The sequence below is a fragment of the Shinella zoogloeoides genome, from assembly GCF_030733845.1.
In the GTDB taxonomy this organism is placed as follows: Bacteria; Pseudomonadota; Alphaproteobacteria; order Rhizobiales; family Rhizobiaceae; genus Shinella; species Shinella zoogloeoides_C.
Genome location: NZ_CP132311.1, coordinates 1,632,760 through 1,645,148, shown reverse-complemented (window position 1 = coordinate 1,645,148; position 12,389 = coordinate 1,632,760). Strand labels below are relative to the sequence as shown.

13 protein-coding genes are annotated in these 12,389 nt (G+C 63.8%); 9 read left to right on the top strand and 4 right to left on the bottom strand.

Annotated elements, in window-relative coordinates:
* Positions 1-14: 14 nt before the first annotated feature.
* Genes Q9316_RS09255 through Q9316_RS09245 form a run of 3 tightly spaced genes read right to left on the bottom strand, consistent with a single transcriptional unit; the run spans position 15 to position 2,396 of the window.
* Positions 15-1,205, bottom strand: coding sequence for a GNAT family N-acetyltransferase (locus tag Q9316_RS09255; RefSeq protein ID WP_306034884.1), 1,191 nt, complete (start codon positions 1,203-1,205; stop codon positions 15-17).
* Between the two features lies 1 nt (position 1,206).
* Positions 1,207-1,932, bottom strand: coding sequence for a glycerophosphodiester phosphodiesterase (locus tag Q9316_RS09250; protein WP_306034883.1), 726 nt, complete (start codon positions 1,930-1,932; stop codon positions 1,207-1,209).
* Positions 1,932-2,396, bottom strand: a complete 465-nt coding sequence (locus Q9316_RS09245; RefSeq protein ID WP_306034882.1) for a RidA family protein — start codon at positions 2,394-2,396, stop codon at positions 1,932-1,934. Before Q9316_RS09245 ends, Q9316_RS09250 begins: the two co-directional genes overlap by 1 nt.
* A 146-nt stretch (positions 2,397-2,542) precedes the next feature.
* On the opposite strand from Q9316_RS09245, the gene Q9316_RS09240 reads away from it, so the two are divergent.
* From Q9316_RS09240 to rseP, 8 genes are all read left to right on the top strand, one after another.
* The gene (locus Q9316_RS09240; protein ID WP_306034881.1) at positions 2,543-3,370 is read left to right on the top strand and encodes a cell envelope integrity EipB family protein; all 828 of its coding nucleotides are present in this window, start codon (positions 2,543-2,545) and stop codon (positions 3,368-3,370) included.
* A gap of 186 nt (positions 3,371-3,556) precedes the next feature.
* A complete protein-coding gene (gene rpsB, locus Q9316_RS09235; protein ID WP_306034880.1) occupies positions 3,557-4,318 on the top strand; it encodes a 30S ribosomal protein S2 in 762 nt (253 codons plus the stop codon).
* Positions 4,319-4,550: 232 nt separating this feature from the next.
* Positions 4,551-5,477, top strand: a complete 927-nt coding sequence (tsf, locus tag Q9316_RS09230; RefSeq protein WP_306034879.1) for a translation elongation factor Ts — start codon at positions 4,551-4,553, stop codon at positions 5,475-5,477.
* 206 nt (positions 5,478-5,683) lie between these two features.
* Entirely contained in the window at positions 5,684-6,406 is a 723-nt protein-coding gene (pyrH, locus tag Q9316_RS09225; RefSeq protein ID WP_306034878.1) for a UMP kinase, read from the top strand.
* 57 nt (positions 6,407-6,463) lie between these two features.
* Complete coding sequence (gene frr / locus Q9316_RS09220; protein ID WP_184141793.1) at positions 6,464-7,024, top strand: ribosome recycling factor; 561 nt, start codon at positions 6,464-6,466, stop codon at positions 7,022-7,024.
* Between the two features lie 42 nt (positions 7,025-7,066).
* A complete protein-coding gene (locus Q9316_RS09215) occupies positions 7,067-7,813 on the top strand; it encodes an isoprenyl transferase (protein WP_306034877.1) in 747 nt (248 codons plus the stop codon).
* Positions 7,813-8,646: a phosphatidate cytidylyltransferase gene (locus tag Q9316_RS09210; RefSeq protein ID WP_306035258.1), complete on the top strand. Its 834-nt coding sequence runs from the start codon at positions 7,813-7,815 to the stop codon at positions 8,644-8,646. The genes Q9316_RS09215 and Q9316_RS09210 overlap by 1 nt, the downstream gene beginning before the upstream one ends.
* 32 nt (positions 8,647-8,678) lie before the next feature.
* Positions 8,679-9,806 (top strand): RIP metalloprotease RseP, encoded by a 1,128-nt coding sequence (gene rseP, locus Q9316_RS09205; protein WP_371877996.1) that lies wholly within the window; start codon positions 8,679-8,681, stop codon positions 9,804-9,806.
* A 151-nt stretch (positions 9,807-9,957) separates the two neighbouring features.
* On the opposite strand, the gene Q9316_RS09200 is transcribed toward rseP, so the two are convergent.
* On the bottom strand, positions 9,958-10,128 hold the full coding sequence (locus tag Q9316_RS09200) for a hypothetical protein (protein ID WP_306035392.1): 171 nt from the start codon (positions 10,126-10,128) through the stop codon (positions 9,958-9,960).
* Here Q9316_RS09200 and bamA point away from each other — a divergent pair.
* Positions 10,100-12,376 (top strand): outer membrane protein assembly factor BamA, encoded by a 2,277-nt coding sequence (gene bamA / locus Q9316_RS09195; protein ID WP_306034875.1) that lies wholly within the window; start codon positions 10,100-10,102, stop codon positions 12,374-12,376. The genes Q9316_RS09200 and bamA overlap by 29 nt on opposite strands.
* Positions 12,377-12,389 lie beyond the last annotated feature (13 nt).

The window sequence follows — 12,389 nt, the reverse complement described above, 5'->3', positions numbered from 1 at the left end:
TCTCCCAATGATGCTTAGTCTGTCTCATGGTCCGCATTGCGGCGGAAGGGGCTGTGGTCGGCAAGATAGTCGCCCATCATCTCGACGTCGCGGCGCTCGCGTTCGAGATAATCGGCCACGGCGCGGCGCAGGCCCGCATGGGCGATGTAGTGGGCGGAATGGGTGGTGACGGGCAGGTAGCCGCGCGCCAGCTTGTGCTCGCCCTGCGCGCCGGCCTCCACGCGCGCCAGTCCCTTGGCGATCGCGAAATCGATGGCCTGGTGGTAGCAGACCTCGAAATGCAGGAAGGGGTGGTCCTCTATGCAGCCCCAGTGGCGGCCAAAGAGCGTGTCGCCGCCGATGAAGTTGATCGCGCCGGCAATGTAGCGACCGTCGCGTTTCGCCATGACGAGCAGGATGTCCTCCGCCATGCGCTCGCCGATCAGGCTGTAGAAGCGCCGGTTGAGATAGGGCCGGCCCCATTTGCGGCTGCCGGTGTCCATGTAGAAGGCAAAGAACTGGTCCCAGACCGTTTCGGTGAGGTCCTTTCCCGTCAGCCAGTCGATTTCGATGCCGTGCTCCAGCGCGGACCGGCGCTCCTTCTTCAAGGCCTTGCGCTTGCGGGAGGCGAGCGTTGCGAGAAAGTCGTCGTGCGAGCCGTAGCCCTCGTTGATGAAGTGGAACTGCTGGTCGGTGCGGTGCAGATAACCCGCCGCCTCAAAGACCGGCATCTCGGCTTCCGGCACGAAGGTCGCATGCGCCGAGGACGCGCCATGCCGCCGGGTCAGCTCCTTCAGGCCTTCGGCAAGCGCGGCCTGCGTCTCGACGACGGGCTGATCGGCGCGATGGAGGAGGCGCGGGCCGGTCGCGGGGGTGAAGGGGATGGAGGCCTGCAGCTTGGGATAATATTGCCCGCCCGCCCGCTCGAAGGCATCGGCCCAGCCATGGTCGAAGACATATTCGCCCTGGCTGTGGCTCTTGAGATAGACGGGCAGGGCGCCGCGCACCGCGCCGTCGTCGCCTTCCAGCAGGAGATGCTGGCCGAGCCAGCCGGTCTCGGCCACGGCGCAGCCCGATTCCTCCAGCGAGGAGAGGAAGGCATGGCTGACGAAGGGATTGTAGGGTGTCTGCGCATCGGCCCTGGAGGCACCGGCAAGGCGCCCCCAGTCCTCCGCCGCAATGTCGGCGAAGCTCGTTTCGACGCGGATCCGCACCGGTTCCGCCACGTCAGGCCGTCAGGGCTTCGCGCGGATCGAAACCCTCGAAGGTCATCTGGTCCGCATTGTTGGCCGTGATCGTGCGTGCCTCGTCGTCGCGCACGGTCCAGGTGATGACCTGCCGGCCGAGGTCGCGCTGCCGGCTGACGAAGGCGTTCGGCAGGTGGCCGTAATAATAGGAGATGAAGTCGAGGCCGAGCTGCATCGCCTGCTCGTGCACGGCGAAATTCTCCGGGCGGGGGCCGTCCGCCGTCAGGCCGACGGGGCGGCTGGTGCCGATCTCCTTGAGGTCCTTCAGCAGCCACTGGTCGAAGCTCATCAGCGCGACGGGGCCGTCATAGTCCTCGATGGCGTCGAGCACGGCCATGGCGAAGCCGTCGTCGTCACCCTTGCGGCCCTTCAGCTCCAGCACGAGCGGCACGCGGCCCTTCACCAGATCGAGGAGCTGGCGCAGCGTCGGCACCTTGTCGGCCGTGCCGCCGATGGTCAGCAGCCCGAGTTCGGCGGCGGTGCGCTGGCGGACGTCCCCTTCGATGCCGCAGAGCCGCTTCAGGTCGTCGTCATGGAAGACGACGGGGATGGCATCGGCGGCATATTGCAGGTCGCATTCGATGGCAAAGCCCGCATCGACCGCGCGGGCAAAGGCGGAGAGCGTGTTTTCCCAGACGTTCCGGTTGAGGTCGTGATAGCCGCGATGGGCGATCGGCCTCTCGGTCAGCCAGTTGAACTTGTGCATCAGGCGATTTCCATGATGGCGTCGATCTCGACGGCGGCGTTCAGCGGGAGCGAGGCCATGCCGACGGCCGCGCGGGCATGCTTTCCGGCCTCGCCCAGCGCACCGACGAGGAAGTTGGACGCGCCGTTGATGACGAGGTGCTGCTCGACGAAATCGGGCGTGGAGGCGACGAAGCCGTTGATCTTGATGACGCGCCTGATGCGCGAGAGATCGCCGAGCGCGGCCTTGGCCTGGGCGAGCAGGCCGAGCGCGCACAGTTCCGCCGCCTTCTGGCCGCCGGCGACATCGACGTTCCGGCCGAGATGGCCAGTAAAGGCGAGCTTGCCGTCCTGCATCGGCAGCTGGCCGGAGATGTGAAGCACGTTGCCGCTGATGACGAAGGGCACGTAATTGGCGGCGGGCGCCGCCGCCACGGGAATGTCGTAGCCCAGTTCCTTGACGCGTTTTTCGATTTCAGCGGACATTGCAGTCTCCGTTGCTGGCCTGTTTTACGTATCGCTGCGGCGTGCCGTCGCGATATCGAAATGAATGTTGCATCGCGTGGTTATTGCCTCGCTTTTGCCGAAAGAGTTCATATAACATCGCGACCGACTTCAACAGGAGGAAACGGATGTTTCGTTCAGCCATTGTCACGGCTCTTGCGGCCGGGGCATGCTTCGCCGGCAGCGGCACGACAAGCGCCTTTGCCACGCCGGCGACCGGGCTTGCGCCGCACCGCGCCGTCTATGACCTCCAGCTCAAGGATGCGACCGAGCGCTCGGGCATCGTCGGCATGTACGGCCGCATGGTCTACGAGTTCAACGGCAGCCCCTGCGACGGCTATACGGTAAGCTTTCGCTTCGTCACGCAGATCAACACCGGCGAGGAGACGCGCCTCACCGACCAGCAGACGACGACCTACGAGGACCTGAAGAGCGGCAGCTTCCGCTTCCTCACCCGCTCCTTCACCGACGAGAAGCTGGACAAGGAAGTGCGCGGCTCGGCGCGCGAGGAGAAGGAAGGCGTCAGCGTCGACCTCACCGCGCCCGATGCCAAGCAGGTGGATCTTGCCGCAAGCCGTTTCCCGACCGAGCACATGCTGGAGGTTATCGCGCGTGCCAAGAAGGGCGAGCGCTTCTTCGAATCGCGCATCTTCGACGGCTCGGATTCGGGCGACAAGACGCTGATGACGACCGCCGTCGTCGGCAAGAAGGAAACGCCGAAGGCAGGCGACCCGGATGCCGACAAGGCGGGCGGCTTCTCGAGCGAGGCCGTCTGGCCTGTCTCCATCGCCTATTACAACGACACGAGCGAGGGCGACGCGCTGCCCGTCTACCGCATGTCCTTCAAGCTCTACGAAAACGGCATCACGCGCGACCTCACCATGGACTACGGCGAGTTCGTGCTGAGCGGCAAGCTCGCCAAGCTGGAGATGTTCAAGGCGCAGGACTGCAAGTAAGCGCGGCTCGATCGTGTTTTTTATCCCGCTGCCCTTGATTTGCCGGGAAACTGCGGTTAAGGGGCAGCCATTCCACACGTGAGGCATGGGATTGTCCGGGAGAAATCCGGACCGTTCCGCCCGGTGGCATTCCTGACGGGATGCTGTTTGCCTTGCGGAGGTTCAACCGGAAAAGGATAACTAGGCATGGCATTGCCCGATTTCTCTATGCGCCAGCTCCTCGAAGCCGGCATTCACTTCGGCCACCAGACCCACCGCTGGAACCCGAAGATGAAGCCCTACATCTTCGGCGACCGCAACAACGTTCACATCATCGACCTGGCACAGACCGTTCCGATGCTGTCGCGCGCCCTTCAGGTCGTCAGCGACACGGTCGCCGGCGGCGGCCGCGTTCTCTTCGTCGGCACGAAGCGCCAGGCATCCGACATCATCGCTGACGCTGCCAAGCGTTCGGCCCAGTACTACGTCAATGCCCGCTGGCTCGGCGGCATGCTGACGAACTGGAAGACGATCTCCAACTCGATCCAGCGCCTGCGCAAGCTCGACGAGATCCTGGCTTCGGAAGGCTCGGGCTACTCCAAGAAGGAACGCCTGAACCTCGAGCGCGAACGCGCCAAGCTCGACAAGGCCCTCGGCGGTATCCGCGACATGGGCGGCACGCCGGACCTGATGTTCATCATCGACACCAACAAGGAATCGATCGCGATCGAAGAAGCCAAGCGCCTTGGCATCCCGGTCGTCGCCGTGATCGACTCGAACTGCGATCCGGACCCGATCGACTTCCCGATCCCCGGCAACGACGACGCCTCGCGCGCCATCGCCCTCTACTGCGACCTGATCGCCCGCGCCGCCATCGACGGCATCGCGCGCCAGCAGGGCGCCTCGGGCCGTGACCTCGGCGCGTCGGCTGAAGTTCCGGTCGAGCCGGCTCTCGAAGCCGAAGCGTAAGGCCAAGGTCGGAACGAAACCTTCGTTCCTGCTTTCCTGTTCAACCGAGGCCAGAGAGACGATCCCTGGCCTCGGCTTGTTTTACGACCTTGTCTTTGACGATCCGACGGATCGGACAGGTCGGAGGTGGTTTTCATCACCCTGTCATATTTCCGGGTACATTCGTTCCCAAAACCTTGAGTTCGCCGAGGTTTTCCGGCGGCACGCAACAAGAACCGACAAGAGGCTCACAATGGCTGAAATCACCGCTGCACTGGTGAAGGAACTGCGCGAAAAGTCCGGCGCAGGCATGATGGACTGCAAGAAGGCGCTGGCTGAAAACAACGGCGACATCGAAGCGGCAATCGACTGGCTGCGCGCCAAGGGCATCGCCAAGGCCGACAAGAAGTCGGGCCGCACCGCAGCCGAAGGCCTGATCGGCGTCGCCAGCGCCGGCACCAAGGCTGTCGTCGTCGAAGTCAACTCCGAAACCGACTTCGTTGCCCGCAACGAGGCCTTCCAGACGATCGTCCGCGGCGTTGCAGACGTAGCGCTCACCACCGACGGCACCGTCGAAGCCGTTGGCGCGGCCACCTATCCGGCGACCGGCAAGTCGGTCACCGAGACGATCAAGGACGCCGTCGCCACCATCGGCGAGAACATGAACCTGCGCCGCTCGGTGCTGCTGTCGGTCGAAGACGGCGTCGTGGCGACCTACATCCACAACGCTGCCGCTGACCGCCTCGGCAAGCTCGGCGTTCTCGTCGCGCTCAAGTCGACCGGCGACAAGGAAGCCCTGAACACGATCGGCCGCCAGGTCGCCATGCACGTCGCCGCGACCGCGCCGCTCGCCATCCGCGCCGAAGAAGTCGACGCCGCCGTCGCAGAGCGCGAACGCAATGTCTTCATCGAGCAGTCCCGCGCCTCCGGCAAGCCGGAAGCCATCATCGAGAAGATGGTCGAAGGCCGCATGCGCAAGTTCTTCGAGGAAGTCGCCCTGCTGTCGCAGGCCTTCGTCATGAACCCCGACCTCACGGTCGGCGCTGCCGTCAAGGAAGCTGAAAAGACCGTCGGCGCACCGATCGAAGTCGTCGGCATGGCCCGTCTCCTGCTCGGCGAAGGCGTCGAAAAGGAAGAAACCGACTTCGCCGCCGAAGTCGCAGCCGTCGCCAAGGGCTGATTTTCCCATTCTTCTTGGGAAATAGACGGCCCCATTGGGAAAAGGTGAGGGCGCCGCGTGACAACGCGGCGCCCTTCGTGTATCCGGCTTGCCGAAATGCCTGCCCCGAAATCTCATCTGCGGCGAGGGCTGCCCTTCGCAGGACCGCTACCGGTTCTGCCCGGCTGCGGGATCGGGCGAGCAGGCGCGCAAGTTCAGGAGCGACCATGACGGCCAAGCCAATCTACAAACGTGTTCTGCTGAAAGCCTCGGGCGAGGCGCTGATGGGATCGCAAGGCTTCGGCATCGACGTCGCCGTCGCCGATCGCATCGCATCCGACATCGCGGAAGCCCGCGCGCTCGGCGTCGAGGTCGGCGTCGTCGTCGGCGGCGGCAACATCTTCCGCGGCGTCGCCGTGGCCTCGAAGGGCGGCGACCGGGTGACCGGTGACCACATGGGCATGCTGGCGACCGTGATCAACGCGCTGGCGCTCGCCACCTCGCTACGCAAGCTCGACATCGACACCGTCGTCCTCTCGGCCATCGCCATGCCGGAGATCTGCGAAAGCTTTTCCCAGCGCGCGACGCTCTATCACCTGTCGCTCGGCCGCGTGGTGATCTTCGCCGGCGGCACGGGCAACCCGTTCTTCACGACCGACTCGGCCGCAGCGCTACGCGCCGCCGAAATGGGCGCGGAGGCGATCTTCAAGGGTACGCAGGTCGACGGCATCTATTCCGCCGACCCGAAGAAAGACCCGGCCGCCACCCGGTTCGACCGCCTGACGCACAGCGCAGTGCTCGAAAAGGGCCTTGCCGTCATGGACGTCGCCGCCGTCGCGCTGGCGCGTGAAAACCACATCCCGATCATCGTCTTCTCCATCCATGAAAAGGGCGGATTTGCCGAAATATTGACCGGCGGCGGACGCGGTACCATCGTAACCGACAACTGATTCTGGAGGCGTGCACGCGCCTTGCGTGCGGCCACGACTGAAAACGGGAGTATTCCGATGAGTGAAGGTATTGACCTGAAGGAACTGAAGCGCCGCATGGACGGCGCGATCAACGCGTTCAAGAACGACATCGCGTCGCTGCGCACCGGCCGCGCCTCGGCCAACGTGCTCGATCCGGTGCAGGTCGAAGCCTACGGTTCGCGCGTGCCGCTGAACCAGGTCGCCAACATTTCCGTTCCCGAGCCCCGCATGCTGTCGGTCTCCGTCTGGGACAAGGGCATGGTCGGCGCGGTCGAGCGCGGCATCCGCGAATCGAACCTCGGCCTCAACCCGATCATCGACGGCCAGAACCTGCGCATTCCGCTGCCCGAGCTCAACGAGGAGCGCCGCAAGTCGCTCGTCAAGGTCGCCCACGACTATGCCGAGAAGGCGAAGGTGGCGATCCGCCACGTCCGCCGCGACGGCATGGACGACCTCAAGAAAGCCGAAAAGGATGGCGATATCGGGCAGGATCTCTCCCGTAGCCAGTCGGAAAGGGTGCAGAAGATGACCGACGAGACGATTTTGGACGTCGATCGCTTGCTTGCCGACAAGGAAAAGGAAATCATGCAGGTTTAAGGCTCCGGCCGCCTGCATTCCTTTCTCTTTTCCGGATTGCCCATGAACCAGCTTTCGCCCAGCACCGTACCGGCACACGTCGCCATCATCATGGATGGCAACGGACGCTGGGCGAACGCCCGCGGCCTGCCGCGCGCCATGGGGCACCGCAAGGGTGTCGAGGCCGTGCGCGAGGCGGTGCGGACCGCCGGCGAATGCGGCGTCTCCTATCTCACGCTCTTCGCCTTCTCTTCGGAAAACTGGAACCGGCCGGAGAGCGAAGTGTCGGACCTGATGGGTCTCCTGAAGACCTTCATCCGGCGCGACCTTGCCGTGCTGCACAAGCAGAACGTGCGCATCCGCGTCATCGGCGACCGGGAGAACCTTTCCGGTGACATTCTGCCGCTGCTGCTGGAGGCCGAGGACACGACGCGCGCGAACACCGGCATCACGCTGGTGATCGCCTTCAACTACGGCTCTCGCGACGAGATCGCCCGCGCCATGCGCGCGCTGGCCGCCGACGTCGCCGCCGGCCGGCTCGATGCGGGTGACATCACGCCGGAGCGCATCGGCGCCAGCCTGGATACGTCAGGCATTCCCGATCCCGACCTCATCATCCGCACCAGCGGCGAGGAACGGCTCTCCAATTTCCTGCTCTGGCAGGCAGCCTATGCGGAACTGATGTTCATTCCCGATTTCTGGCCGGATTTTTCCCGCGAAACCTTCCTGTCCGCGCTTTCGCGCTATGCCATGCGCGAACGCCGGTTCGGCGGTCTGCAGCCTGCGGCCACGCTGGCGGTGGGTTCATGATGCAGAGTGAACTGCGCCTGCGCATCGTGTCCGGCATCGTCCTGGCCGTCGTCGTGCTTGCCGCGACGTGGTTCGGCGGGCTCGCCTTCCGCGCGCTTGCCGCCGCCATCGCCTTGCTCGTCTATTACGAATGGTCGACGATTACGCGGCTTCCCGAAACGGATTTCCGCGGCAATGCCTTCGGCTGGCTGTCGGTCTCGCTCATCGCCGCGCTGGTTCTCTTCGGCTTCGACGACCTCGCGCTGCCCGTTCTCCTCGCCGCTACCGCCGCCGGCATTGTCTATGCGCTGGCGATGAAGGGGAGCGGCTGGCTTGCGGGCGGCATCGTCTATTCCGGGCTTACGGTGATCTCGCTGGCCGCCATCCGCGGCGACACGGCCCATGGTTTCGCCGCCATGCTCTTCATCTTCGCCGTCGTCTGGGCGACGGACATCCTTGCCTATTTCGTCGGACGCGCCATCGGCGGACCGAAGCTGGCGCCGCCCATCTCGCCCGGCAAGACCTGGTCGGGCGCGATCGGCGGCACGATCGCCGCCGTCATCGCCGGCACGCTGGTGCACATGGCGTTCTTTTCGCTGAACGGCCTCTGGGTGCCGCTGATCGCGCTGGTGCTCTCGGTGTTCAGCCAGATCGGCGATCTCTTCGAATCCTTCATCAAGCGCCGTTTCGGCGTCAAGGATTCGAGCCGCCTCATTCCGGGACACGGCGGCGTCATGGATCGCGTCGACGGCCTTGTTTTCGCCTGCTTCGCCGCGTTCCTCATTGCGCTTGGCGACGCGATCGTATCGGGTACCGCGAATTCGCCTGCGGGCGTGTTCCTTTTCGGCCCGTGATCCCGAAAGACTGGGGATTGTAAAGAATGGATATGCTGGCAGGCTCCGTCGGTTTCTTGACGGGCTATATCGTTCCTTTCCTGCTCGTGCTGACGCTGATCGTCTTCGTGCACGAGATGGGCCACTACCTTGCCGGCCGCTGGTCGGGCATCGGCATCACGGCCTTTTCGGTGGGATTCGGCCCGGAGCTGCTCGGCTTCACCGACCGGCACGGAACGCGCTGGAAGCTGTCTGCCATTCCGCTCGGCGGCTATGTGAAATTCCTCGGCGACGACGATCCGGCCTCCATTCCGGACTATGACTCCGTCGCTAGCCTGCCGGAAGAGGTGCGCAAGCGCACCTTCCTCGGCGCGGCCCTGTGGAAAAGGGCGGTGACCGTCGCTGCCGGCCCCATCGCCAACTTCATCCTCGCGATCGCCATCTTCGCCGTGATGTTCTCCATCTACGGCCGGCAGGTCGCCGATCCGATTGTTGCGGAAGTGCGCCCCGACAGCGCGGCGGAAGCGGCGGGCGTGCGCCCCGGCGACCTCCTCGTCGCCCTCGACGGCAATCCGGTCGCCACCTTCGACGACGTTCGCCGCTATGTCAGCGTGCGCCCGGAGCTGACGATCACCGTGACGGTGCGCCGCGACGGTGCGGATCTCGACCTTCCCATGGTGCCCAAGCGCACCGAGATCACCGACCAGTTCGGCAACAAGATCGAACTCGGCCTGATCGGCATCGTCACCAACCAGGAGACCGGCAATTTCCGTGTGGTCGAATACGGACCGCTGGAAGCCGTGGGGCAGGGCGCGCTGCAGAGCTGGCACATCGTGACGGGCACGTTCGACTATCTTTCGAACCTCGTGACGGGCCGGATGAAGGCCGATCAGCTCGGCGGACCGATCCGTGTGGCTCAGGCTTCCGGCCAGATGGCGACGCTAGGTGTTGCCGCATTGCTGCAGCTTGCCGCCGTGCTCTCTGTTTCCATTGGACTTTTGAACCTGATGCCGGTTCCGGTACTTGATGGCGGCCACTTGATGTTCTATGCGGTGGAGGCTATCCGAGGCAGGCCTGTCGGCCCCGGGGCGCAGGAGATCGCATTTCGCATCGGCATGGCGCTGGTGCTCATGCTGATGGTCTTCGCGACCTGGAACGACATATCCATGCTTCTCGGCTGAGAGGCCGGCAAAGCCGGCGAGAATTCGATAAGGGGAGCCGCAGACCAGAAGGCAATCACGCTAAGGGTTTGTTTACCGTAATGAAAAGCATGTAGTGGCCTTCAGGCCACGGTTTGAATTGAAGTAAACAGAAATTAACACGTGACCTTGCTTAGATGGCAAAAGCGGTTAAAACGGCAAACGTGTTCGGAATCGGGCATGCCTGCCGGGCGATAAAACGAAGGTAAGTAGTGAAGATGAAAGCTGGTTCAAACTTTTTGAACGCCGTGTCTGCCGTTGCATTGTCGGCGAGTATGGTTGTCACGGGCGGCTCGGTTGCCACGCTTGTCTCCGCCACGGGCGCCGAGGCTGCGGTGATCCGTAGCATCCAGGTGCGCGGCGCCGATCGCGTCAGCGCCGATACGGTCAAGGCCAATATCTCCATCGCGCCTGGCAAGAACTTCTCCAATGCCGACATCGACGAGTCCGTGCGCCGTCTTTATGCGACTGGCTACTTCTCGGACGTCAAGATCTCGGTTTCCGGCGGCACGCTCGTCGTCGTCGTCAATGAAAACCAGCTGATCAACGAAGTCGTCATCAACGGCAACCGCAAGATCAAGGACGACAAGCTGCAGAACGTGCTGCGTTCGCGCTCGCTCGGCCCGTACAGCGAAACGACGATCGAGGCCGACAAGCAGGCGATCCGCGATGCCTATGCCGCGATCGGCCGCAGCGACGCCACCGTCACCACGCAGACCTATCCGCTCGGCAACGGCCGCGTGAACCTTGCCTTCGTCGTGGACGAAGGCGACCGCACGAAGATTTCGCAGATCAACTTCGTCGGCAACGAGGCTTACAGCAACAGCCGCCTGCGTTCGGTCATCATGACCAAGAAGTCGAACTTCCTCTCGTTCCTGACCCGCAAGGATGTCTATAGCGAAGAGAAGCTGCGCGCCGACGAAGAGGCGCTGCGCCAGTTCTACTTCAACTCCGGCTATGCCGACTTCCGCGTCATTTCCTCGGAAGCCGTGCTTGACGAAGCCTCGAACGAATATGTCGTCACCTTCACGGTGGAGGAAGGTCAGCGCTACGACTTCGGCAACGTCAACGTGGAATCGACTGTCGAAGGCGTCGATGCCGAAGAGCTGCAGGGCTTGATCGAATCCCGTCCGGGCAAGGTCTACCGCGCGAAGGACGTCCAGGAGACGATGTCGGAGATTTCGCAGCGCGTCGCCGCGAAGGGCTACCCGTTCGCCCGCGTGACGCCGCGCGGCAACCGCGACCTCGGCAATGGCACGATCGCCGTAGACTATCTCGTCGACCAGGGCGAGCGCGCCTATGTCGAACGTATCGAAATCCGCGGCAACACCCGCACGCGCGACTTCGTCATCCGCCGCGAGTTCGATATCGGTGAAGGCGACGCCTTCAACCAGGAAGTCATCGCGCGTGCGAAGCGCCGCCTCGAAGCCCTTGGCTTCTTCTCGTCGGTCAACATCACGACCGCGCCGGGCAGCCAGCCCGACCGCGTTGTGCTGGTCGTCGACGTCCAGGATCAGTCGACCGGTTCGTTCGGTATCGGCGCAGGCTATGAAACCGGCAACAGCGGCGGCTTCAAACTCGAAGCCTCCATCGAGGAGAAGAACTTCCTCGGCCGCGGCCAGTACATCCGTGTCTCCGCGGGCCGTGGCGGCGAATCGCGCAATTACAGCCTGTCGTTCACGGAGCCGTATTTCCTCGGCTACCGTCTGGCAGCCGGCTTCGACATATTCAGCGACGAAGACGAGAGCGAAGACTTCTACAGCGTCAATACGAAGGGCTTCACGCTGCGCGTGACGGCGCCGATCACGGAAGAGCTGTCGACCACGTTCCGCTACAGCTATGCGAAGCTTGACTACACGTCGAGCGACCTCAGCCAGCTTGCATCGCCCTACCAGCACGTCGTCACCGACGGTCCGTGGACCCGGTCTGCCGTTTCGCAGAGCCTGACCTACGACACGCTGGACGACCGCCAGCTGCCGCGTGAAGGCATCTTCGCGCAGATCACGCATGAATTTGCCGGTCTCGGCGGTGATTCCGACTACTACAAGGTCTCGGGCAAGGCGCGTTACTTCCATATGCTGATGGAAGATGCCGACGTGATCGGCTCGATCGCCGTCGCCGGCGGCCATATGTGGGGCACGGGCGACGACACGAAGGTCTACGACCAGTTCACGCTGAAGGCTTCCGAAATCCGCGGCTTCGAGTCCGGCGGCATCGGTCCGCGCGCGACCTCGACGGGCGACTCGCTCGGCGGCACGACCTACTTCACGGCTTCTGCCGAAGCGTCGTTCCCGCTGCCGATCCTGCCGCGCGACTCGGGCTTCCGTGGCGCCGTCTTCGTCGATGCCGGCACACTGTACGGCAACGATGTGAATGTTGTTGCCGCGGACAAGGTCGTCGGTACGGACATGAGCCTGCGCGCCTCCGTCGGCGCCAGCATCATCTGGGCGTCGCCGTTCGGCCCGCTGCGGTTCGACTATGCGGTTCCCTTCAAGAAGGAATCGTTCGACGAGGTCCAGCGCTTCAAGTTCGGCATCGCAACCCAGTTCTGAGGCATTTCGTCCA